Raw genomic sequence first — 19,489 nt, 5'->3', positions numbered from 1 at the left:
CGAGGCGCCCCCTGCCGGCCGCGCCCGGACCTCACGAGAGCCCCCGCGCCCCATGGCCGATTCCCTTGCTGACGCCGCTCCAGCCGATCTCGCCGCGCTCCTGTCGGACCGGATCCGCGGCATCGGCACGAGCCAGATCGGCCTCGTGGCGGATCGCGGGCGCGACGATCCGGAGGTGGTGAAGCTCTGGATCGGCGAGGGCGATCTGCCGACGCCGCCCTTCATCATCGAGGCGGCGCACCGGGCGATGCTCGCCGGGCATACCCGCTACACGACGTCGCTCGGCCTTCCGGCCCTGCGCGAGGCGCTGGGCGCCTACCACGCCCGCCACTGGGGCGTTGAGATCCCGCCCGACCGGTTCGCCGTCACGGCCGGCGGCATGAACGCGATCATGCAGGCCGCCCAGGTGCTGCTGGAGCCCGGCGACGAGATCATCATCCCCTCCCCCGCCTGGCCGAACCTGCGCGAGGCCGTGCGCATCACCGGCGGCGTGCCGGTGGCGGTGCCCTACCGGCGGCAGCCGGACGGGCGCTTCGCCCTGCCGCTCGCCGATATCGAGGCCGCGCTGACGCCGCGCACCCGGGTGATCATGATCAACTCGCCCTCGAACCCGACGGGCTGGACCATGCCGCTCGCCGAGATGACGGCCCTGCGCGACCTCGCCCGCGCCCGCGGCCTGTGGATCCTGTCGGACGAGGTCTACGCGCACTTCACCTACGGCAACCGGATCGCTCCGTCTTTCCTGCAGGTCTGCGAGCCGGACGACCGGTTGATCGTCACCAACACCTTCTCGAAGAACTGGGCGATGACCGGCTGGCGCGCCGGCTGGGTCGTCTATCCGCGCGGGCTGGCGCCGACCTTCGCCAAGCTCGGGCAGTACAGCACCACCTCGATCTCGACTTTCGTGCAGCACGCCTGCATCGCGGCGCTGAACGAGGGCGACAGCTTCATCCGCACCATGGTCGACCGCTGCGCCGAGGCGCGCGCGATCCTGGTGGACGGCCTGTCCCGGCTGCCGGGCGTCACCGCCGCCCCGCCCGAGGGCGCCTTCTACCTGATGGCCCGGATGGGCGGCGACGAGCCGAGCCTCGACCTCGCGCTGCGCCTACTGCGGGAGGCCAAGGTCGGCGTGGCCCCCGGCACCGCCTTCGGGCCGGAGGGCGAGGGTCTGGTGCGGATCTGCTTCGCCATCAGCCCGGAACTGGCGCGGGAAGCAGTGGCGCGCCTCTCCGCCGTGCTCGGCCGCGCGGGCTGAACCAAGCCTACCGTCCCCAGCGCAGCACCAGCGCGTCGTTCCGGCGGGCAAGCTCGATCAGCCCAGCCCGGGTCGCCGGGTGGAGTGGCTGGACCGGCAGGCGCGCGGTCTCGTGGGCGATCACCCCGCCCTCCTGCATCAGCGCCTTGCAGGCGAGCAGCCCGCATTGCCGGTTCTCGTAGTTGATCAGCGGCAGCCAGCGTTCGTAGGCGTCGAAAGCCTCCTCGCGGCGCCCGGCCGCGAAGGCGTCGGTGATCTGGCGGATCCCGTCCGGATAGGCGCCGCCGGTCATCGCCCCGGTGGCACCTGCGTCGAGATCGGCCATCAGGGTGATCGCCTCCTCGCCGTCCCAGGGGCCGACCACGGCGTCGCCACCGAGGGCGATCAACTCGCGCAGCTTCGCGGCCGCCTGGGCGGTCTCGATCTTGAAATAGCTGACGTTGGCGATCTCCCGGGCCATGCGCGCGAGGAACGCAGCCGAGAGCGGCGTGCCCGAGACCGGCGCGTCCTGGATCATGATCGGGATGGAGATCGCGTCCGAGACCGCGCGGAAGAAGTCGTAGACGCCGATCTCGGGCACGCGGATCGTGGCGCCGTGATAGGGCGGCATGATCATCACCATGGCGGCCCCGGCGTCCTGCGCCCGGCGCGAGCGCTCGGCACAGACCTGCGTGGCGAAGTGCGTGGTCGTGACGATCACCGGCACGCGGCCCGCCACATGCTCCAGCACGGCGCGCATCACGCGCTCGCGCTCGTCGTCGGTGAGAACGAACTGCTCGGAAAAGTTCGCGAGGATGCAGATGCCGTGGCTGCCGGCGTCGATCATGAAATCGATCGCCCGGCGCTGCCCGTCGAGATCGAGGGTGCCTGAGGCGTCGAACACCGTGGGGGCGACCGGGAAGACGCCGCGATAGGCGTGAGCGAGCGAAGTCATGAGCGGTCCTTCTGCGGCGGGGCCAGGAGTCCACCCCGCGAATCGTTCGATGCCCGGGGCGGGCCGCCTCCTATCACGAACGTCCTGCGGCATCGTCGCGGGGCGCAGCCGACGGTGTGACAGGATGGCCAGCTTAGTTTCAGCCCGTGATCCAGAACAATCCCGACGCGGCCGAACAGACCGGCGCGAAGGAGTTCGGCTTCACCACCACTGATCCGCTCGCTTGCCTTGACGGCCTGGCTCGATTCATTGACGAAATGAACGCGCAGGGCCGGATCGACTTCGACGGCCGCGAGAGAACATTGTTATCGGCGTGAGGTATTTTCGGATGCGACTTTTCTCGACCGGTCTGGCCGCGGTGCTGGCTGTCTCGGCACTCCTCCTGGGCGCGCCCGCCCGGGCCGATGACCTCGACACGATCCGGGCGGCCAAGACCCTGCGCATCGGCACCGAGGGCACCTACGCGCCCTTCACGTTTCACGACGCCTCCGGGGCGCTCGTCGGCTTCGACGTGGAGATCGGTCGCAAGGTCGCCGAGAAGCTCGGCGTCACGCCCCAGTTTCTCGAGGGCAAGTGGGACGGGCTGATCGCAGGGCTCGACGGCGGGCGCTACGACGTGGTGATCAACCAAGTCGGCATCACCAAGGAGCGGCAGGCGAAGTTCGACTTCTCGGAGCCCTATATCCGGGCTCGCGCCGTGCTGATCACCAAGTCTGACCGGCCCGACATCACATCCTTCGCCGATCTGAAGGGCAAGAGGGCCGCGCAGAGCCTGACCAGCAACTTCGCCCGCCTGGCCGAGCAGTCCGGGGCGCAGATCATCGGCACGGACGGGTTCGATCAGTCGATCCAGTTGGTGATCACCGGACGGGCCGACGCCACCGTCAACGACAACCTGTCGTTCCTCGACTTCCGCAAGCAGAAGCCGAACGCCCCCGTGAAGATCGCCGCCGAGCAGGCCGACGCGGACGCCTCCGGGATCATCCTGCGCAAGAACAACCCCGGGCTGAAGGCCGCCCTCGACAAGGCGCTCGACGAGATCAAAGCCGATGGCAGCTACGCGGCGATCGCGCAGACATATTTCGGGGCCGATGTGTCGAAGTAGATGTTCTGAGAGGGAATGCCGTCACGCCGCCCGCCTCGGGTTACGGCGATGAGGGCCGCCCGGCGAGAAGGCGGACGCGCCAACGCTTCTCTCGCCCACAGAAGCGACCGGACTTACGCATCGTGTGCAGGACAACAGCAGCAGGATGAAGCGTGGGTCCCCTCTCCCGTGCGGGCTTGCGGATTCACACATCGAGTTCGGGATCATCATGCGGTTGCCAAGTGAGGCGGCACGGCTGGCACATGCGCCCTCCCTCCCCCCTCTGCGGGGGCGGGAGAGGCGCGGAGCCGCCTTCGCATCTCCCAAACCCGATATGTGCATCCGTTAGCCCGCTCGGGAGAGGGAGCCGGTCGCGCTCCGTCATCAATCGCTTGCCTCCAGCTTGTGTGGCTCCTCTGCGGGGAGGGAGCACGCGCGAATGTGGCCCATTCTCCGATACAGCTGTGTCAAGAACCCCGTTCCCCCGGAAGGAGACGCCGCCCCGTGCCGCACTGGCTCGACCTCATGCTCCAATCGCTCGAGCCGCTGCTCGCCGCCGGACTACGCTTCACCGTTCCGCTGACGCTGATCGCCTTCACGCTGGGGCTCGCCCTCGGTCTCGGAACCGCCCTCCTGCGCCTGTTCGCCCCCCGCCCCCTGGCGGCCCTGGCGTGGCTCTACGTGTGGATCTTCCGGGGCACCCCGCTGCTCGTCCAGCTGTTCGTGATCTTCTACGGCCTGCCGAGCCTCGGGATCCTGATCGACGCCTTCCCGGCCGCGGTGATCGGGTTCACGCTGAACGTCGGCGCCTACACGTCCGAGATCATCCGCGCCGCCATCGCGTCCATCCCGAAGGGCCAGTGGGAGGCGTCCTACGCGATCGGCATGACACCGGCCCAGGCCCTGCGCCGCACGATCCTGCCGCAGGCGGCACGGGTGGCGGTGCCCTCCCTCGCCAACACCTTCATCGCCCTGGTGAAGGACACCTCGCTCGCCGCCGCCATCACGGTGCCCGAGCTGTTCCAGGCGGCCCAGCGCATCGTCGCGGTCACCTACGAGCCGCTGATCCTCTATATCGAGGCCGCCCTGATCTACCTCGTCCTGTCCTCGCTCCTGTCCTGGCTGCAGACGCTCCTGGAACGGCGCCTCGGGCGCTATGGCGGCTATCTGGAGGCGCGCGCGTGATCGCCCTGTCGGCCATCGAGAAACGCTTCGGCGCCAACCCGGTCCTGCGGGGCGTCGATCTCGCCATTCCGGAGGGGCGGGTGACGGCGCTGATCGGCCCGTCGGGCTCGGGCAAGTCGACGCTGCTGCGCTGCGTGAACCTGCTGGAGATCCCGCAAGCCGGCACGCTCACCCTCGGCGACCTCCGTCTCGAATTCCGACCGGGACACCCGCCGGCCCGGCGGGACGTGCTCGCCGTGCGCCGCCAGACCGGCATGGTGTTCCAGAACTTCCAGCTCTTCCCCCACCGCACCGTGATCGAGAACGTCATGGAGGGGCTCGTCACCGTAGCGAAGTGGCCGCGCGCGAAGGCGCGGGCCCGGGCGCTGGACCTGCTGGAGCGCGTCGGCCTCGCCCAGAAAGCGGCGGATTGGCCCGCCAGCCTGTCGGGCGGCCAGCAGCAGCGGGTGGCGATCGCCCGGGCGCTCGCGCCGTCCCCGCGCCTCCTGCTCTGTGACGAGCCGACCTCGGCCCTCGATCCCGAACTCGCCGCCGAAGTGGTGGACGTGCTGGCCGGGCTGGCGGGCGAGGGCATGACCATGGTGCTGGCGACCCACGACCTGCGCCTCGCGCGCCGCGTCGCCGACACGGTGGTGTTCCTAGAGGGCGGCACCATCGTCGAGCAGGGCGCCGCCGCCGACCTGTTCGGGAAGCCAGGGGATCCGCGCACGCAGCGCTTCGTCCGGACGCTGCTCGGCGAGGCGGCGGGCGCCTGACCGGCGGCCGCGCGGCTCAGCGCGGCAGGCAGCGCAGGTTCAGGAGATCCTCGATCGACACAGCGGTCTCGAAGAGAAGCGGTCGCCACGCCGGCAGTGTGGCGAGGATCAGGCCGGCCGCCAGGGCGAGCCAGGGTACGGCGGCCCGGAGGCCGGGCGCGGCAGCCCTCATGTCGGCCCGCGCGCCGTCGCGGCGTCCTCCGTCCTGCCGACCTGCACGAGGCCGAGGCCCACCGCCAACATGGCGCCGCCCCAGAGCAGGAAGCCGAGATCCCAGTAGAGCCAGTGCGCCCGCGGCATCAGCTCGTTGACGTGATGGACGCCGAGCACCTCGTGGTCGATCACGCCCTCAACGAGGTTGAACACGCCCCAGCCGATCAGCACCGACCCGGCGAGGAGCTTGCCGGACCAGACGAGATGCGTGCGGTGCGCCGCGCGCCAGAGGACGAACAATCCAAGCACGACGAACACGTAGGTCGCGCTGTGGAAAATGCCGTCCCATCGGGTGTTCAGCTCGAGATTGGCGATCGAATCGATTGGATACCAGCTGCTCACCATGTGGTGCCATTGGAGCACCTGATGCAGCACGATCCCATCGAAGAAGCCGCCGAGCCCGAGCCCGAACAGGAGGCCGGCGCTCAAGGGAAATTCCCGCGTGTTGGCCGCGTCCATGCTCATGGCCGGGGCTCAGGGCGGCCCGGAGTCGAAACCATCCGAAAGTAGACCGCCAAAGCTGCCAGGAACACCGCGAGCCCGAGCCCGGCCGCGTAGGGCGCGAAGCCTTTTCCGGCGAGCGCCAGCGACGCGCTGTGCCCCGCCATAAGATCGGCACCGGCGAGCAGGACGCCGACGCAGCTCTCCCCGACCAAAAAGCCGGAGGCGAGGAGGACGCCGCGGCGGCGGGCGGCGCCCACCGCCGTGTCGGCCTTCTTGTCTCCCTTGGCCCCGATCCGGGCGCGCAACCGGCGCTCGGCCACCCAGCCGAGCACGCCGCCGATGGCGATCGTCATCTCGACGGAGAGCGGCAGGTACATGCCGATCCCGACCGTCAGCGCCGGGAAGGTGAAGGCGCGCCGCTTCAGCCACGTCTCCATGGCGACCAGCACCACTCCGAGCCCGGCACCGATCAGCACCATGCGCCAGGGCAGTTCGCTGTGGACGATGCCGTTAGCGATCTGGGTCATCAGGGCGGCCTGGGGCGCCTGCATGGCGCTCGCCGCATCCTGGCCCTCGCGCAGCGGCGCGCCAACGAAGCCGTAGGCCTCATAGAGCAGCGACAGGATCGGGGCGATCACCACGGCCCCGATCCCGACGCCGAGGATCAGGGCGACCTGCTGGTGCCAGGGCGTGGCGCCGAGCACCTGCCCGGTCTTCAGGTCCTGCAGGTTGTCGTTGGCGATCGAGGAGGTCGTGACGATGACGGCCGTCAGCAGCAGGGTCATGCCGGTGACGAACCGGTCGCCCTCCGGCCCGGCGGAATGGCCGAGGATCAGCGGCAGCAGCAGCGCGGTCGCCATCGTGGTCAGGATGCCGATCCCGGAGATCGGGCTCGACGACGAGCCCAGCAGCCCCGCGAGGTAGCCGCAGGCCGCCGCCATCAGGAAGCCGAAAAGGATCGTGAACAAAGTCGCGGACAGGGCCAGCACGATCAGCACGCCGCCGAGATCGGCAGGCTTGGCGAACACCCAGAACAGGCCCGCCAGCGGCACCCCCAGCGCCACCGTCCCGGCGGCGACCCAGGTGATCGGCAGGTCACGCTCCTCGCGGGGATGGTCCCTGCCGAGGCCGCCGGCGCCGGACAGGGCCGCGCGGATGCTGCCCAGGATCGGTTTCGCCAGCGAGCCGACCGTCCACACGCCGCCGACCGCGATGATCCCAGCCCCCATGAGCCGCACGTGGCTCGACCAGACCGCCTCGGCCGCCGCCCCGGCGGACTGGCTCGGATCGGGCGACAGGGCGGTGAGCACGGGAACTGCGATCCCCCAGGCGATCACGACCCCGGTCAGCAGCGCGAGGCAGGCCCCGATCCCCACGAGGTAGCCGACGCCGACCAGTGCCAGCGAGAAGCCGGTCCCGGTGCGGAACACCGCCCCGCCGAGGCTGATCGCCCCGTTCAGGCCTTCGCCCAGGACCTTCAACCCGGTGGTGGCGAACCCGATCGCCCCGGCCACGCCTGCGGCTGCCATGAGATCGCGCAGGCCGTGGCCGCCCTCCTCCTCCTGGCCGGTCCAGAGCACCTCGGCGGCGGCGATCCCCTCCGGATAGGGAAGGTCGCTGCCGGCCACGAGGGCGCGGCGCAGGGGGATCGAGAACGCGACGCCGAGCAGACCCCCGAGCAGGCAGACCGCGGTGGTCTGCCAGAACGGGAAACCCTGCCAGTGCCCGATAAGGACGAGGCCGGGCAGCGCCAGGATGACGTTGCACAACGTGCCGGCGGCCGAAGCCTGCGTCTGCACGATGTTGTTCTCGAGGATGCCGGCGCCGCCCATCAGCCGGAACGCGCCCATCGAGATCATCGCGGCCGGGATCGACGACGAGAACGTCATCCCGGTCTTCAACCCCATGTAGAGGTTGGCGGCCATGAAGACGATCGTGATAGCCGCGCCGAGGGCGATGCCGCGAAGCGTCAACTCGACGGGACTCTGCTGCGTCTTGGGCGGCGTCGGGCTGCGCGCGTCCATCAGTCCCTCTGGCTGTCATAAGCAAACAGCGCGAGGGTACAAAACTTTCCCGAGACGGTGTTTGCGGCCTTTCGACCAAGCGTTGCAGGTCCCGTTGCCGGCCCCTGGGGCGATCTGACCCGGGTCGTCCCGCCGGTGAGATGCAGTCATCCGCCGCCCCGGCGGGTTTGGCAGCAGACCGACTGCGCCGTCGGATCCGCTCCGAGACAACCCAGACGCCCCCATGTGGTATCTCTACGGCCTTGCGCTTCTGGCCGGCGTCGCGAACGCCATCGAGCCGGGCCAGAATGCGACGCTGGCCAAGGCCACGGGTCAGCCGATGCTGGCCGGAATCTTCTGCTTCGCCCTGGCGACCGCCTGCTTCGCAATCATCGTGGTGGTGGCCCGGCGCTTCGACCGGCCGGGCGCCGGGCAGGTGGGCGCCGAGGCTATCGCCGCCGTCCCCTGGTGGGCTTGGCCCGGGGGTGTCCTCGGTGCCGCCATCGTCCTGGCGCAGCTCTACGTCTCGGAACAGATCGGCGCCGCGCCTTTCCTGAGCTGCGTGATCACGGCGGGCGTAATCGGCTCGATCGCCCTCGATCATTACGGGCTTGTCGGGTTCGATCGCCACCCTGCCGGCCGCTGGCGCCTCGCCGGCGGCATCCTGATGGTCGTCGGCGTCGCCCTGGTGGCGGCGTTCTGACGGCCCCACGCATCCCCGCTCCGTCATCAAGGTCTCGGCATGTTGTTCCTCTACGGGTTCGCGCTGCTGGCCGGCCTCGCCAGCGCGGTCGCGCCGGGCCAGAACGCCACCCTCGCCAAGTCGTTCGCGCGGCCCCTCCCGGCGGGCGTGGTCAGCCTGCTGGTGAGCCTCGCGACCATCGGGGTGATCGTGCTGATGACCGGGCAGTTCGGCCTGCCGGGGGCGGACCGTCTCGCCGAGGTTCCCTGGTGGGCGTGGTTCGGCGGACTGATGAGCGCGGGCCTGATGATGGCGCAGCTCTTCATCGCCAAGAAGATCGGCGCTGCAACCTTCCTCGGGCTGATCGTCACCGCGGGGGTGATCACCTCGACCCTGCTCGACCATTTCGGTCTCGTCGGATTCAAGGTCCACCCGGCAAGCCTGTGGCGCATCCTCGGCGGCGCCCTGATGATCGGCGGCGTGGGACTCGTCGCGCGGTTCTGAGGGGGGCGTAAGGGATCCCTGTCCATCACTGCGGCGTTTTACCCGATCGCCACCCCTGCCCGGAGCATACCGTGGGGCTCGCCGCTTTCGCTTTCTTCGTGATCCCCTGGATGGCCGTCGCCGTCTGGCTGTTCCTAAGGCCCGGGGGCTTCCGCCAGGGCGTCCCAGCGGCGCCCTGGCGCCCGCTCGCGGATTACCCGCCACCGGCGCGGGATCAGCAGCACGCGGCCGAGACGCAGAGCCTCGAATCGGGTTCGGCCCACGATGGCAAGCACGCGCCGATCGAAGTGGTCTGACGCCGGGATCAGTCGTCAGGATCAGTCCTCGGCCTGCAACAGATGCAGGTTGAAGCTGCCGCCTTCGGCTTGCCAGAGGGCGCGCGGCTGCCAGCCGGCCGCGCGGGCGAGGGCCTGGAACGCGTCCGCCGTGTACTTATGCGAGGTGTCGGTCCGGATGCTCTCGGAGGCCGCGAACGCGATGGCGTGCCCGCCGAGCCGATAGGTTCCGGGCTGCGTCGCCACGAGATGCGCCTCGACGCGGAACGGATCCGGCAGAAGCCGGATTTGATGCCGGAAATTCTTGCTGTCGAACTCCGCCCCGCATTCGCGATTGAGCCGGCTGAGGATGTTGCGGTGGAACGCCGCCATCAACCCGTCGGCGGCGCCGTAGGCGCGCTGCAGGCGCTTGGGGTCGGTGGTCCCGTCCGCACCCACCAGGAACAGGCTGGGACCGAGCGTTTTGCGCGCCCGTTCCAGGAACCGGCCAGCCTCGGTTGGATCGAAATTGCCGATGCTCGTGCCTGGATAGAAGCCCAGGATACCCCCCGGACCGGCCTGAACCGGCAACGCGACCGGCTTCGAGTAATCGGCGCAGACCGGCATCATGGCGATGCCCGGATAGTCCGGCGCGAGCCGCCGGATCGCCGCCTCAAGATACGCACCCGAGATGTCGATGGCGACGTAGGCCGCGGGTTCGGGGAGCGCGTCGAGCAGCGTGCGGATCTTGCGGCTCGCGCCACTACCGAACTCGACCACGGTAACGCCCGGCCGAACCTGCCGCGCCACATCGGCGGAGGCCTGGGGCAGGAGCGCGGTCTCCTGGGCGGTCGGGTAGTAGTCGGTGCTGTGGCAGATCCGGTCGAACAGATCGGAGCCGGTCTCGTCCCAGAGGTATTTTCCGGGCAGCGTCTTCGGCACGGCGGTCAGGCCCGCGAGGGCGTCTCGGAGGAACGCGTCGCTCATGGCCGCGACCCCGGGCGCGTGGCCGTGAGGACGACCAGGGCGAGGCGCTCCACCGCGTCGTAGGCCTCGGTCGCCAGTTCCTCGCCGTACGCGTCGGGATCGAACTCGCGATAGGCCCAGTCCAGGCCCGCGCCGGTGCACAGCTCGGCTACGGCGTCGCGGAACGGGTCCTTCCCTTCGACGATGGCCGCGCCGGTGAACAGGACCAGAGTACCACCGGGCGCGAGACGCTCCACCGCCTGCTCGGCCACGGCGAGCGACAGGCCGGCCCCGAACGGGCCGCCGCCATCCCGATAGGCCCGCGCGGCGGGGTCGATCATGAAGGGCGGGTTCGACACGATCAGGTCGAACGAACCCTCGACATCGCGCAGCATGTCGCTGCGGCGGACCACGACGCTTTCGGTCCCGGCGAGGCGAGCGTTGACCTGGGCCGCCCGCATGGCGGCAGGGTTGATGTCGACCAGCACGATTTCGGCGCCCGGTTTGCGCTTGGCGATGCAGATCCCGGCGGCGCCCGAGCCACAGCCGAGATCGGCCGCCCGGCGCACCGGCGCGGTTCGACCCTCGACGTAGGCGATCACCGCGCCCACGAAGCGCATCGTGTCGGGGCCGAAGAACACCGCGTCGGCGGCGCTCGGCGGGTAGGCGGAATGGACGAAGAGTTCGTCGTCGAGGCTGGAGAACCGGAGCGTGGGCCGCAGGAGCGGACCGTCCTCCACCACGGCGCCGGCTTCGCGCATCAGACGCAGGATCGGCTCGGGGAGCAGCCCGGCCCGGAACGGCCGGCTCCAGCCGAACACGTCGCGCAGGGCCTGCGCCTCGGCGTTGCGCGGCCGCATGTTGACGTGGGCGTGGCTCGCCGGGGTCACCGTGGTGAAGCTGTAGCCCGTGTCGCGCACGGCGCGCGCCAGTTCCAGTACGGCCGCCTCGTCGGCGGGGAACACGTGTTGGGGAAACGGTTCGGATCGCGTCATCGGCCGGTCCTCAGCTGTCCATCTGGCGCGCCCGGCAGGCGCCGAACCAGAGGGTCTCGGCCGCCTGCCGGGCGTTCCAGGGTGCGGTCGCCGACCCGCGGGTACGGGCAGGTCCTGTCGTCGGGCGCGGTCGCACCTACCGCCGGCCGAATGGCCGCGGTCTGGCATTTGATAGAATGCCAGGAAAACCGACCACTCCAGGTGTTGTTCCAACTGAGAAACCGGCAAAATCTATAATTAATCTATGTTAATACAGTGTTGTTGGGTGAAAACACGCCTTTATTTTTCTGTCTGCATGAAGTGATCTTGGATGGACCTGCCGACCCTCCGCAGCACTGCCATGATCACCCTTCCATCAATCCGCAGGAGACGGGTTCCTACGGCCCTCCCCCGCCGAAGGGCGAGCGGGTTCGACATTGGGTCCGGAAAGGCCGCAGTCAGGGGCGAGCGCGGGTCGTGTTTTCGGCAGGCGCCTGCGGATCCACACCCACAGAGACCGAAAGACCACGCTCACGCTGTCGTGTCCCCGCCATGGGGCGGCATTAACGATCCGCTCACCATGGAAATCTAGCGCATCCGACAGAAACGGCGCATCCGCGCCGGTCGGGCGCTGATGATGAACGCCGTCGATTCCTTGTCTATCTGGGCGGTCTCGGCCGCGGCCCATCTCGATCTGTTCGGATCGCTGGGCCTGTGCCTGGGCTTTACGGCCGGCATCATGCCGCGGCGGGACCGGATCCTGCTCGCCTCTGCCGCCTGCGCGGCCGCCTTCGGCGTCCACTATCTGACGCTCGGGGCGCTCACCGGCACCGCCATGTGCGCCATCTCGGTGCTACAGAGCCTCGTCGCGCTGACCTGCCTCGGCCGTCCGGGCCGGAGCGTCTGGGTGCCGCCCCTGTTCGCGGCAACCACCCTCGCGGCGGCCTGCCTGACGGCTGCCACCTGGAACGGCTGGCCCTCGGCCTGCGCGGCCCTCGGCACGCTGCTCGCCACGGGGGCTCGCCTCCATGCGGCACCGCAGCCCATGCGCCTGTTCTTCCTCGGTGCCTCCCTGTGCTGGGCCGGGCACAACCTCCTGGTCGGCTCGGTCTTCGGCCTGACCTGCGACCTGCTGACGATTTCCGGCCTGACGATCGCCCTGCTGCGTGCCCTTCCGGCTCGCCCGGCCACGCCGGTCGGCCTGCGGGCGTAACTCGATCGCTCTCAGCCGACGTGGACACCTGTTCGGCACAAGAGAGCGGGTGACAACAACGGCTTAGAGCCATGCGCGTTTGCAACGTGATCGGGCACGGCTCTCAGGATACGCAGCCCCTGCGGCGATCCACCCCGGAAACTCCGCAGGCCTTCAGCGTTCCGGTAAAGCCAATCCTGGCGCGCGAGGCCGCCGGCCTTCGAACGGAGATCCCGTTTGTCAAAGGCCACCTACCCCCCGCTCGACGTACTCAAGCCGGTGGCCGAGGGCGTCTGGATCGTCGACAGCGGACCGCTGCGCGCCCTCGGCATCCCGCTGCCCGTCCGGATGACGATCATCCGACTTCGCGATGGCGCGCTCTGGCTGCACTCGCCGACGCGCTACGACCCACGCCTGCACCGGGACATCGCGGCGCTGGGGCCGATCCGCCATCTGGTCGCGCCGAACATCGCGCATTGGACCTACCTGAAAGCGTGGCAGGACCATTGCCCGGAGGCGCTGACCTGGGCGGCCCCGAACCTGCGCCAGCGCGGGCAGGTCCGGCGCTCCGGCCTTCGGGTCGACCGGGTGCTGGAGGATGCGGCGCCGTCTGAATGGGCCTCGGACCTGCGCCAGACCATTGTCCCCGGCGGCCTCCGGTTTCGGGAAGTCGGCTTCTTCCACGGGCCGAGCCGGACCCTGATTCTAACCGACCTCGTCCTCAACCTCGAACCGGCCAAGATGCCGGCGCTGCTGCGGCCGTTCCTGCGGCTGGCCCGCATGACCACGCCCCACGGCCAGCCGCCACCCTATCTGCGCCTCGTCGTCAAACTGCGTCGACAGGCGGCCGCACGGGCGGCTGCGGAACTCGTCGCGCTGAAGCCGGAACGGGTCATCTTCGCACATGGATTGTGGTTCGCGGGGGATGCGACCGCGCGCCTGTGCCACGCCCTGCGCTGGCTCGGACGGTTCACCTGAGAGCGCGCCGGACCGCGACCCGCTTCAGGAGTCGGTAGCGAGCTGCCGCAGGATCCAGGCCTGCGCGGCGGCGAGATCCGCGAAGGTCGGCGGACAGATCGGGTCGACCGGACCGAACCCGGCTTCCAAGAACCACTTGCCCGCATCGGCCCCGTGCTGCTGCGAGAGACGGACCAGCACCGCCACGAGGAAACCATCCGCGAAAACGAGCTGGCTTTCGGCATCGTCGCTCTTCGTCGCGACCTGCGCGGGTTGCAGGTTCAGGATCATGGGGCGCCCGGCTTTCCATCGCGCGTCCGGCGAGCGGATGTGCAGCGACGGGACGTGCTCCGCAGCGTTCCGCGCCTACCTGTCCAATCAGCCCCCCACACCGAAGTTCCTGACCGGCACCGCCCCGGAACACCGCTGACACCGCCTGGTTTGCCGGGCATGGCCGGCTGCCGACCCCGGACCAATGGACCGGACGCGCGGACCAGGGTGTCTCATGAACGATCGGACAATGGCCCGCGGGCTGGCTTGGTTCGGGATCGGTCTCGGTCTCGCCGAGACCTTCGCACCGCGGCGCGTCGCCGCGGCGACGGGGCTGCACGGGCACGAAGGCCTCGTCCAACTCTACGGGCTGCGCGAGATCGCCTCGGGCGCGGCCATCCTGGCATCCGCCCAGCCGGAGCGGCATCTGGGCGTGCGCGTGGCGGGCGACCTTCTCGACGCCGGCCTGCTGGCGGCCCGGGCCACCCCCGCCAATCCGCAGCGCGGCCGCACCCTGGCGGCGGCCCTGGCGGTGGCGCCGGTGGTCCTGTTGGACGCCGTCTACTGGTTGAAGGCCCGCAACCGGCCGGATCAGGCCCCGCCGAGCCCGGCCCAACTTTACTAAAGCGCGTCACAACAAAGGCTTAGAGCCGCGTTTGATTGCCACGCGATCGGGCATAGATCTCGGAAGGCGACTGGAACCCGGGCCGATACCGCGGCATCAGCCGCCGGTCGGCCCCATCACAACGGTGCCGTCCGCCCGGTTGATAGCGCTCACCCGAGGCCCGCGGATCTCGAGGCTGGGTTGTTCCAGGGCGTCGAGAACCGTGTTGGCTGCCGTGATGATCGCGCCGGGCGAGCCGCCCGGGATCTCCGGCTGGATGGCCTCGACCAACCGGGCGAGCACCGTCTGCTCGATCTGCGGATGGTCCGCGCCTTGCGCCTGCCGCCAATACGCTGCGTAGACTTTCTCGGCGATCGTTCGCGCGGTCTGATCGACCTCCGGCGTGCCCTGATTCATCGCGCACCCTTTCGTCCCGCTCATCCGGGAAACAAGGGTGGCTCGTGGCTCCACGCCTTCAAGGGCCGTTGCCCTCCTCCGGGCTCGGATCGTCGCTCTCGAGGGACTTGGCGAGTTCGGTCAGCACCTCCTCGACCATGGGGGGCCAGGTTGCGTGCTCCGCATCCATCAGGCGCGCGGCGCTGACCAGAGCGGTGATCTGCGCATCGTAGACCGGCCGCCCAACGAGCTGCGCGTAGCGCACCCGGGCGGCGAGCGCCGTCGCCAGACGCTGGACCTCCGCGAGTTTCCCGTTTCGGCGCGCGGATGCCCTCGCCGTTGCCCATCCCTGCGCCCCCTTCACGTCCGCGCGCGATCCCTTCCGGTTGTCATAGGCCATGACCGTCGCGCCGTCAGCGGGCCGGGCGACGTCCGCGGGAACTTCCGCCGTCCGCGAGCGTCGATTTCGCAAATCGTCGCTTGTCGTTTCAGGAGCTTCCCATGCGTACGCCGCTGATCCTTGCACTGACTGCCTCCCTCGCCTTCGCCGTCCCCGCCTTCGCGGATCCGGTGAGCGAGACCGGCACGGGCGGCGGCCCGACCACCGCCGCGAAAGCCCCGCACACCGCCGCGACGGGCCAGACCGTGCCGAACCCGGGCGCCCTCAACCCGAAGGAGACCGGAAGCATCGATCAGCGCAATGCCAACGAGCAGCGCAACGACGCCATCACCAGCGGCATCTGCATCGGCTGCGCACGCTAAAGGGGAAACGGCCCGAAGCGGAGCGCGATCCGCTTCGGGCCGTTTCAAGGCAGCCATCGCGCAAAGTGACTTGAACGGCCGCACAGCATCGGCCACATCATCGCTCCCCGACCCACCACGAACAGGAGTTGACGCGTGGCAAACGAGGCTGTCGATCAGACGACAGAGAAGACCTATTACGGCCTGACACTGTCCCAGCTCGCAGAGCGGATCAGGAAACTGGCGACCGAGCGCGGCCTGACCGGCGAGGTCTTCGACCGTGTGACCGCCAAGGCCGTCGCGATGATCCCGACCATCCGGCTGAACGACAACGCTCAGCGGTAGAGCGGCGCCGGCTTAACGCTCGGCGCGCAGGCTCTTGATGATGCGGCTTGCGATCTTGCGGACGGCCGCATCGTCTCGCGATTCGCTATCGCCGGTATCCCAGAGGTGTTCGAGGCTGCCGTCGAGTTCGTCCAGCAGTTCCGGATGGCGCTGGGCGAGGAAGCGGATCGTCCCGAACAGCAGGTGCTCGGTTGCCATTTCGCGGCGACGCGCCTCGACGATCGGGTCGTGGGGCGAGGTGGGGGCTTGCTCTGTCATGCGGGCCCAACGAGCGGCCCGCGCGCTGGTTCGGCGCGTCCGGCGCGGTGCGGTGCCGCGGAGACCCGGCCGGAACGGCGCTGATGCATGTCGACCGTCATGCCCAACGGAGCAGAGGTCCCCACATCAAGCGCGTTTGGTCGGCATCCTGATGCGATGCCCCGACGCTCAGCGCCGCAAGCCACCGATCCAGGCCGTCAGCGGTTCCACGAAAGCCGCCCAGGTCCGTGACCAGACTGTCCCACTCCGGCCGTCCTCGGGGCGGCGGCTGGCCATGAGCGCGGACACCAGGGCGTCCTCCCGCGGCTTGCACTCGTCCAGGGCGTTGCGCTCGTCCCCGGCGCGGCTTTGTCCTGAAGGCTGATGCGCGGACGCTTCGCGTAGGCAACGGTGCCAAGCCAGTTCCAGGGCGCGCGGATCAACTGCCTCAGCCGACGGGCCGGCACGCACCGGGACGGTGGCCAGGGTCAGGATCGCACACAAGCCGAGGAGTGCCCCCGGGCGCGTCAGCTCCGGAAGCCTTTTCGGACCTGGGTCGCAACGCGCTTCCCACCGCCGGATCAAGTCCCACGGATAGCGCTCGGGCAACGGCATGCGCATGCCCGTCCTATGCCCCAAGGCCAAGCCTCTGAATAGAACGGATCGGCAACAGTGCGGCGTGTTCGGCGCCGCCGCTCAACTGCCCCGGCCGGGACGGGTGACCCGGCAGGTGTGGTCCATCAACGCTTCGGCGCTCGCCTCCGGCATCCTGTAAGCAAGGACGATCATGCCCGCGCCGGGATCGTCCGGATCGGCCGCGACCGCGGCGAAGCTCGCATCGTGGAGCTTCCCCTGCCAGCCCGGCACGTGGGCCAGCGCCGCGAACGGGTTGAAGTGCTCCACCGCGTCGGCCGGTACCCGCAGGGCGAGGTATTGATCCTCATCCAGCAGGACGGGGAACGGTGCCCAGCTCTCGCCGATGGCAGAGCCATGTGCCTTCAGGGCCGCCATGACGCCGCGATGCATGCAATCGAGGTGGATGTGGAGTTGGTCCTGGCTGCGTCCATCGACGGAGTTCACCCCCAAACCCACCGCGGCAGCCGGCAAGCGCCCCTGGAGGGCGTCCGACACGAAGTGCCGCGCGCGGAGCGCAGCCTGCCAGTATGCGACGCCGCGCGGCCCTTGGAGCACGGGGGCCTCGATCCCCGATACGTTGTCGGTGGGCATCACGACGACGTGGGTCGGCTCGCCCGGGGCGCGCAGCACCGCAGAACCCGGTCGCTCGCCTTCGCCGAGATCGACGGACAGGCACGGGAAACTCCGGCCCGCGGCCTTCTTTGCCAGGACACAGCCCTGCAGCGCGACCCACAGCACGTCCCGCGCCGGATTGGCCGCGTCGGCGACCGGGATCAGTGTGAATGCGAGCAGCGTCCCGATGGCCAGCATACGGCGCATGATCAGACCGTCCGATCCTCGTCGGCCGTTCAGCAACAGGCAACGGCCGGAAAACAGTGTATCCTCAAGCCGTCAGCACGAGGTTACGGACCGCCAATGCTTGAATCAGACACGCGGCACCTGCGTCTGGTGCGGATCGCGGCCTGGATCCTGGTGGCCTTCATCGTGGTCGTGACCCTCGTGCCGATCGGCCTCCGGCCGGTGGTGACCCATAATCCGAGCATCGAGCGGATCGCCGCCTACGCGCTTGCCGGCCTGCTGATGATGGTGGGCTACCCGCAGCATCGGCTTCAGATCCTGATCGGCAGCGTCCTCATGGCCGGCGGCCTCGAGGCCGCGCAGACCCTGACCAGCACGCGCCACGGCCGGTTCGCGGATTTTCTGATCAAGGCGGGCGCCGCGCTGGCCGGCGCGGTGACGGGTCTTGTGGTCGCGGCCGTTGCGGCCCGACGCCCGACACGCCTTTCGGACCGATAGCGCCGCGGGCCTCGACGGCGGAGGCACAACCTCACGAGGAAGGCGGCGCGAATTTCGGCGCACCGCGGCGGTTCCGACTGGCAACCGCCGCGCAACCCACGCATTGTTTCACGGGGGCGTGACGAGGTTCATGCACGCGAGGATGTCATGTTCGACGCGGCCAAGCTCACGGGACGGTTCTGGTTTCGCAAGACGTGGACGGGCAAGCTGGTCCTTCTCGTCGAGGAGGAGAAGCCACGCTGGTTCAGCCGCGGCCGACTCACCAAGCTGCGCTGGCGGGACGCGCGGCTGCTCGATCTGGCTGATGCGCCGATGCGCGCGCTGATGACCCTCGAACGGACGTATCGGGCAGATTACGGATCGAGCGCCGCGCGGATGCTTCAGGCAGTCGTCCCGTCCGGGACGCGGGGCGCGATCGCCACGCCGCACGGGACGGCAGCCAACGCCTGACGGCGGCGGCGGAGCGGTGAGCCGCGGCGTTCGAGCCGCGACAGCCATGCTGTCTCTGGCGGGCTTGAATATTCGCACATTTCAGGCGGAAGCACGGGTTCCCCCGCGCCCCGCTTATGGGAGAGCGCTTCTCGGACGCTCGGTGGGCGCTTGGGCTGCCCGACATTGCATGAATTCGGTCCCCTGCACAGAAGTGGGACTCATGCCCCTTCAACCTCACACGTCACCCGCAAGGGCATCCCAGCGTAAGCCCGCAGGCCGAGCGCAAAGGGGAGGCGCGAAGATGTCTTCGACCCGAATGCATCGACACAGGGCCCGCAAAGTGGCCTACGCAGGATTGTAACTGAACGTCTCCGGCAACGAGCGCCGCGATTGATCCATGTTGTTGTTTGCCGCGCAACCGGTAGATAACAACCGTGATTGGTTATATTCGATCAGACGAGCCCTTGACTGATGGCAGAGAAAGCCACGTTCATGGCGCATTCCCGCGAGAGAGGCGTCGATGGAAGATAACATTTCAGCCCCGCACCAAGACACGATCGATTTCGTCGAGCTGACCGCCGATATCGTCTCGGCTTATGTAGCCAACAACTCCGTTCCTATGCCCGACCTGCCGACGCTTCTGTCCGGCGTCCATGCTGCGCTGTCGAGCCTTGGCCAAGGTTCGACACCTGCGGAGCCGGACTTCAAGAAGGCGACACCCGCGCAGATCAAGAAGTCGATTACGCCGGACGCGCTGGTCAGCTTCATCGACGGCAAGCCGTACAAGACGCTCAAGCGCCACCTGACCGGGAACGGCATGACGATCGAGCAGTACCGGCAGCGCTATGGCCTGCCGCCCGATTACCCGACGACGGCGTCGACCTACTCGGCAATGCGCGCCGAGTTCGCCCGCAATGCCGGCCTCGGTCACAAGCGTCGGGGCCCGGCAGCGAAGAACGCGGCCTCGGCCGAGACCGTCGCGGCGGCACCGGAGCCCGCCAAGCCGACCCGGGGTCGCAAGAAGGCCGACGCGTAGGCCTGACCTCGACGGTCCGGCGGTCCCGAGCGACGCGCTCCTGCGCTCGCCCGGGCCGGAACGACGCGTGCGGCCGACCATTGCCCCTCGAGCA

At 69.2% G+C, this 19,489-nt stretch carries 28 protein-coding genes; 16 read left to right on the top strand and 12 right to left on the bottom strand.

Annotated features, from left to right (window positions below; translation table 11 throughout):
* The first annotated feature begins 52 nt into the window (after nt 1-52).
* Nucleotides 53-1,255, top strand: coding sequence for a pyridoxal phosphate-dependent aminotransferase (locus tag OXS49_RS09295; RefSeq protein ID WP_243998337.1), 1,203 nt, complete (start codon nt 53-55; stop codon nt 1,253-1,255).
* A gap of 7 nt (nt 1,256-1,262) precedes the next feature.
* On the opposite strand, the gene OXS49_RS09290 is transcribed toward OXS49_RS09295, so the two are convergent.
* Nucleotides 1,263-2,189, bottom strand: coding sequence for a dihydrodipicolinate synthase family protein (locus OXS49_RS09290; RefSeq protein WP_267423723.1), 927 nt, complete (start codon nt 2,187-2,189; stop codon nt 1,263-1,265).
* A gap of 146 nt (nt 2,190-2,335) precedes the next feature.
* Here OXS49_RS09290 and OXS49_RS09285 point away from each other — a divergent pair, with 146 nt between their 5' ends.
* The 4 genes from OXS49_RS09285 (at nt 2,336) to OXS49_RS09270 (ending at nt 5,213) form a co-directional block, all read left to right on the top strand.
* On the top strand, nt 2,336-2,506 hold the full coding sequence (locus tag OXS49_RS09285; protein WP_267423721.1) for a hypothetical protein: 171 nt from the start codon (nt 2,336-2,338) through the stop codon (nt 2,504-2,506).
* Nucleotides 2,507-2,517: 11 nt separating this feature from the next.
* Nucleotides 2,518-3,294 (top strand): amino acid ABC transporter substrate-binding protein, encoded by a 777-nt coding sequence (locus OXS49_RS09280; protein WP_243998341.1) that lies wholly within the window; start codon nt 2,518-2,520, stop codon nt 3,292-3,294.
* A 483-nt stretch (nt 3,295-3,777) separates the two neighbouring features.
* Nucleotides 3,778-4,458 carry an amino acid ABC transporter permease gene (locus tag OXS49_RS09275; RefSeq protein ID WP_243998343.1) on the top strand — a complete coding sequence of 227 codons (681 nt, stop codon included), beginning with the start codon at nt 3,778-3,780 and terminating at the stop codon, nt 4,456-4,458.
* Nucleotides 4,455-5,213, top strand: coding sequence for an amino acid ABC transporter ATP-binding protein (locus OXS49_RS09270; protein ID WP_243998345.1), 759 nt, complete (start codon nt 4,455-4,457; stop codon nt 5,211-5,213). Before OXS49_RS09275 ends, OXS49_RS09270 begins: the two co-directional genes overlap by 4 nt.
* Nucleotides 5,214-5,229: 16 nt before the next feature.
* On the opposite strand, the gene OXS49_RS09265 is transcribed toward OXS49_RS09270, so the two are convergent.
* The 3 genes from OXS49_RS09265 to OXS49_RS09255 are packed head-to-tail and all read right to left on the bottom strand — an operon-like array spanning nt 5,230 to nt 7,894.
* Entirely contained in the window at nt 5,230-5,385 is a 156-nt protein-coding gene (locus tag OXS49_RS09265; RefSeq protein ID WP_243998347.1) for a hypothetical protein, read from the bottom strand.
* Complete coding sequence (locus OXS49_RS09260; protein ID WP_267423754.1) at nt 5,382-5,885, bottom strand: DUF2243 domain-containing protein; 504 nt, start codon at nt 5,883-5,885, stop codon at nt 5,382-5,384. Before OXS49_RS09260 ends, OXS49_RS09265 begins: the two co-directional genes overlap by 4 nt.
* Nucleotides 5,886-5,887: 2 nt before the next feature.
* Nucleotides 5,888-7,894 (bottom strand): oligopeptide transporter, OPT family, encoded by a 2,007-nt coding sequence (locus OXS49_RS09255; protein ID WP_267423717.1) that lies wholly within the window; start codon nt 7,892-7,894, stop codon nt 5,888-5,890.
* A 223-nt stretch (nt 7,895-8,117) separates the two neighbouring features.
* On the opposite strand from OXS49_RS09255, the gene OXS49_RS09250 reads away from it, so the two are divergent.
* The 3 genes from OXS49_RS09250 to OXS49_RS09240 all read left to right on the top strand — a co-directional run bounded on the left by OXS49_RS09250 (nt 8,118) and on the right by OXS49_RS09240 (nt 9,355).
* Nucleotides 8,118-8,576, top strand: a complete 459-nt coding sequence (locus OXS49_RS09250) for a DMT family transporter (RefSeq protein ID WP_267423715.1) — start codon at nt 8,118-8,120, stop codon at nt 8,574-8,576.
* 39 nt (nt 8,577-8,615) lie between these two features.
* The gene (locus tag OXS49_RS09245) at nt 8,616-9,059 is read left to right on the top strand and encodes a DMT family transporter (RefSeq protein WP_267423713.1); all 444 of its coding nucleotides are present in this window, start codon (nt 8,616-8,618) and stop codon (nt 9,057-9,059) included.
* Between the two features lie 71 nt (nt 9,060-9,130).
* The gene (locus tag OXS49_RS09240; protein WP_243998355.1) at nt 9,131-9,355 is read left to right on the top strand and encodes a hypothetical protein; all 225 of its coding nucleotides are present in this window, start codon (nt 9,131-9,133) and stop codon (nt 9,353-9,355) included.
* 21 nt (nt 9,356-9,376) lie between these two features.
* Here OXS49_RS09240 and egtD read toward each other — a convergent pair whose 3' ends face one another.
* Nucleotides 9,377-10,300, bottom strand: coding sequence for an L-histidine N(alpha)-methyltransferase (gene egtD, locus OXS49_RS09235; protein WP_267423711.1), 924 nt, complete (start codon nt 10,298-10,300; stop codon nt 9,377-9,379).
* Nucleotides 10,297-11,274: a class I SAM-dependent methyltransferase gene (locus OXS49_RS09230; protein ID WP_267423709.1), complete on the bottom strand. Its 978-nt coding sequence runs from the start codon at nt 11,272-11,274 to the stop codon at nt 10,297-10,299. The genes egtD and OXS49_RS09230 overlap by 4 nt, the downstream gene beginning before the upstream one ends.
* A gap of 616 nt (nt 11,275-11,890) precedes the next feature.
* On the opposite strand from OXS49_RS09230, the gene OXS49_RS09225 reads away from it, so the two are divergent.
* Together OXS49_RS09225 and OXS49_RS09220 are read left to right on the top strand one after the other, a co-directional pair.
* Nucleotides 11,891-12,466 (top strand): YgjV family protein, encoded by a 576-nt coding sequence (locus OXS49_RS09225; RefSeq protein WP_313901739.1) that lies wholly within the window; start codon nt 11,891-11,893, stop codon nt 12,464-12,466.
* Nucleotides 12,467-12,682: 216 nt separating this feature from the next.
* The gene (locus OXS49_RS09220) at nt 12,683-13,423 is read left to right on the top strand and encodes a DUF4336 domain-containing protein (protein ID WP_267423705.1); all 741 of its coding nucleotides are present in this window, start codon (nt 12,683-12,685) and stop codon (nt 13,421-13,423) included.
* Nucleotides 13,424-13,447: 24 nt separating this feature from the next.
* Here the strand turns inward: OXS49_RS09220 and OXS49_RS09215 are convergent, their stop codons facing one another.
* Complete coding sequence (locus OXS49_RS09215) at nt 13,448-13,693, bottom strand: hypothetical protein (RefSeq protein ID WP_243998365.1); 246 nt, start codon at nt 13,691-13,693, stop codon at nt 13,448-13,450.
* 214 nt (nt 13,694-13,907) lie between these two features.
* Between OXS49_RS09215 and OXS49_RS09210 the strand changes: the two genes are divergently transcribed.
* Nucleotides 13,908-14,297, top strand: a complete 390-nt coding sequence (locus OXS49_RS09210; protein WP_267423703.1) for a hypothetical protein — start codon at nt 13,908-13,910, stop codon at nt 14,295-14,297.
* A 96-nt stretch (nt 14,298-14,393) separates the two neighbouring features.
* On the opposite strand, the gene OXS49_RS09205 is transcribed toward OXS49_RS09210, so the two are convergent.
* Both OXS49_RS09205 and OXS49_RS09200 read right to left on the bottom strand, forming a co-directional pair.
* Nucleotides 14,394-14,693, bottom strand: coding sequence for a hypothetical protein (locus OXS49_RS09205; protein WP_267423701.1), 300 nt, complete (start codon nt 14,691-14,693; stop codon nt 14,394-14,396).
* Nucleotides 14,694-14,751: 58 nt separating this feature from the next.
* Nucleotides 14,752-15,072, bottom strand: a complete 321-nt coding sequence (locus tag OXS49_RS09200; RefSeq protein WP_267423699.1) for a hypothetical protein — start codon at nt 15,070-15,072, stop codon at nt 14,752-14,754.
* 101 nt (nt 15,073-15,173) lie between these two features.
* Between OXS49_RS09200 and OXS49_RS09195 the strand changes: the two genes are divergently transcribed.
* Both OXS49_RS09195 and OXS49_RS09190 read left to right on the top strand, forming a co-directional pair.
* The gene (locus OXS49_RS09195) at nt 15,174-15,434 is read left to right on the top strand and encodes a hypothetical protein (RefSeq protein WP_243998372.1); all 261 of its coding nucleotides are present in this window, start codon (nt 15,174-15,176) and stop codon (nt 15,432-15,434) included.
* A gap of 135 nt (nt 15,435-15,569) precedes the next feature.
* Nucleotides 15,570-15,758, top strand: coding sequence for a hypothetical protein (locus OXS49_RS09190; protein WP_243998374.1), 189 nt, complete (start codon nt 15,570-15,572; stop codon nt 15,756-15,758).
* A gap of 12 nt (nt 15,759-15,770) precedes the next feature.
* Here the strand turns inward: OXS49_RS09190 and OXS49_RS09185 are convergent, their stop codons facing one another.
* From OXS49_RS09185 to OXS49_RS09175, 3 genes are all read right to left on the bottom strand, one after another.
* On the bottom strand, nt 15,771-16,016 hold the full coding sequence (locus OXS49_RS09185; protein ID WP_267423696.1) for a hypothetical protein: 246 nt from the start codon (nt 16,014-16,016) through the stop codon (nt 15,771-15,773).
* A gap of 168 nt (nt 16,017-16,184) precedes the next feature.
* Complete coding sequence (locus OXS49_RS09180; protein ID WP_267423694.1) at nt 16,185-16,610, bottom strand: hypothetical protein; 426 nt, start codon at nt 16,608-16,610, stop codon at nt 16,185-16,187.
* An 81-nt stretch (nt 16,611-16,691) separates the two neighbouring features.
* Nucleotides 16,692-17,450 carry a CDP-diacylglycerol diphosphatase gene (locus OXS49_RS09175; RefSeq protein WP_267423692.1) on the bottom strand — a complete coding sequence of 253 codons (759 nt, stop codon included), beginning with the start codon at nt 17,448-17,450 and terminating at the stop codon, nt 16,692-16,694.
* Between the two features lie 96 nt (nt 17,451-17,546).
* On the opposite strand from OXS49_RS09175, the gene OXS49_RS09170 reads away from it, so the two are divergent.
* The 3 genes from OXS49_RS09170 (at nt 17,547) to OXS49_RS09160 (ending at nt 19,395) form a co-directional block, all read left to right on the top strand.
* On the top strand, nt 17,547-17,927 hold the full coding sequence (locus OXS49_RS09170; protein WP_243998380.1) for a hypothetical protein: 381 nt from the start codon (nt 17,547-17,549) through the stop codon (nt 17,925-17,927).
* Nucleotides 17,928-18,074: 147 nt separating this feature from the next.
* A complete protein-coding gene (locus OXS49_RS09165) occupies nt 18,075-18,377 on the top strand; it encodes a hypothetical protein (protein WP_267423690.1) in 303 nt (100 codons plus the stop codon).
* Nucleotides 18,378-18,879: 502 nt separating this feature from the next.
* Nucleotides 18,880-19,395 (top strand): MucR family transcriptional regulator, encoded by a 516-nt coding sequence (locus OXS49_RS09160; RefSeq protein WP_243998384.1) that lies wholly within the window; start codon nt 18,880-18,882, stop codon nt 19,393-19,395.
* Nucleotides 19,396-19,489: the final 94 nt, after the last annotated feature.

It is taken from the genome of Methylobacterium sp. GC_Met_2, from assembly GCF_026540795.1.
Taxonomy (GTDB): domain Bacteria; phylum Pseudomonadota; class Alphaproteobacteria; order Rhizobiales; family Beijerinckiaceae; genus Methylobacterium.
This window is presented reverse-complemented; position numbering and strand designations above follow the sequence as displayed.

Excerpts from the sequence above, each read along its gene's own strand:
- OXS49_RS09295 (WP_243998337.1), top strand. The coding sequence starts at position 53 with ATGGCCGATTCCCTTGCTGACGCCGCTCCAGCCGATCTCGCCGCGCTC.
- OXS49_RS09290 (WP_267423723.1), bottom strand. The coding sequence starts at position 2,189 with ATGACTTCGCTCGCTCACGCCTATCGCGGCGTCTTCCCGGTCGCCCCC.
- OXS49_RS09280 (WP_243998341.1), top strand. The coding sequence starts at position 2,518 with ATGCGACTTTTCTCGACCGGTCTGGCCGCGGTGCTGGCTGTCTCGGCA.
- OXS49_RS09265 (WP_243998347.1), bottom strand. The coding sequence starts at position 5,385 with ATGAGGGCTGCCGCGCCCGGCCTCCGGGCCGCCGTACCCTGGCTCGCC.
- OXS49_RS09260 (WP_267423754.1), bottom strand. The coding sequence starts at position 5,885 with ATGGACGCGGCCAACACGCGGGAATTTCCCTTGAGCGCCGGCCTCCTG.
- OXS49_RS09255 (WP_267423717.1), bottom strand. The coding sequence starts at position 7,894 with ATGGACGCGCGCAGCCCGACGCCGCCCAAGACGCAGCAGAGTCCCGTC.
- OXS49_RS09250 (WP_267423715.1), top strand. The coding sequence starts at position 8,118 with ATGTGGTATCTCTACGGCCTTGCGCTTCTGGCCGGCGTCGCGAACGCC.
- OXS49_RS09245 (WP_267423713.1), top strand. The coding sequence starts at position 8,616 with ATGTTGTTCCTCTACGGGTTCGCGCTGCTGGCCGGCCTCGCCAGCGCG.
- egtD (WP_267423711.1), bottom strand. The coding sequence starts at position 10,300 with ATGAGCGACGCGTTCCTCCGAGACGCCCTCGCGGGCCTGACCGCCGTG.
- OXS49_RS09230 (WP_267423709.1), bottom strand. The coding sequence starts at position 11,274 with ATGACGCGATCCGAACCGTTTCCCCAACACGTGTTCCCCGCCGACGAG.
- OXS49_RS09225 (WP_313901739.1), top strand. The coding sequence starts at position 11,891 with ATGAACGCCGTCGATTCCTTGTCTATCTGGGCGGTCTCGGCCGCGGCC.
- OXS49_RS09215 (WP_243998365.1), bottom strand. The coding sequence starts at position 13,693 with ATGATCCTGAACCTGCAACCCGCGCAGGTCGCGACGAAGAGCGACGAT.
- OXS49_RS09210 (WP_267423703.1), top strand. The coding sequence starts at position 13,908 with ATGAACGATCGGACAATGGCCCGCGGGCTGGCTTGGTTCGGGATCGGT.
- OXS49_RS09205 (WP_267423701.1), bottom strand. The coding sequence starts at position 14,693 with ATGAATCAGGGCACGCCGGAGGTCGATCAGACCGCGCGAACGATCGCC.
- OXS49_RS09200 (WP_267423699.1), bottom strand. The coding sequence starts at position 15,072 with ATGGCCTATGACAACCGGAAGGGATCGCGCGCGGACGTGAAGGGGGCG.
- OXS49_RS09195 (WP_243998372.1), top strand. The coding sequence starts at position 15,174 with ATGCGTACGCCGCTGATCCTTGCACTGACTGCCTCCCTCGCCTTCGCC.
- OXS49_RS09185 (WP_267423696.1), bottom strand. The coding sequence starts at position 16,016 with ATGACAGAGCAAGCCCCCACCTCGCCCCACGACCCGATCGTCGAGGCG.
- OXS49_RS09180 (WP_267423694.1), bottom strand. The coding sequence starts at position 16,610 with ATGCCGTTGCCCGAGCGCTATCCGTGGGACTTGATCCGGCGGTGGGAA.
- OXS49_RS09175 (WP_267423692.1), bottom strand. The coding sequence starts at position 17,450 with ATGCGCCGTATGCTGGCCATCGGGACGCTGCTCGCATTCACACTGATC.
- OXS49_RS09170 (WP_243998380.1), top strand. The coding sequence starts at position 17,547 with ATGCTTGAATCAGACACGCGGCACCTGCGTCTGGTGCGGATCGCGGCC.
- OXS49_RS09165 (WP_267423690.1), top strand. The coding sequence starts at position 18,075 with ATGTTCGACGCGGCCAAGCTCACGGGACGGTTCTGGTTTCGCAAGACG.
- OXS49_RS09160 (WP_243998384.1), top strand. The coding sequence starts at position 18,880 with ATGGAAGATAACATTTCAGCCCCGCACCAAGACACGATCGATTTCGTC.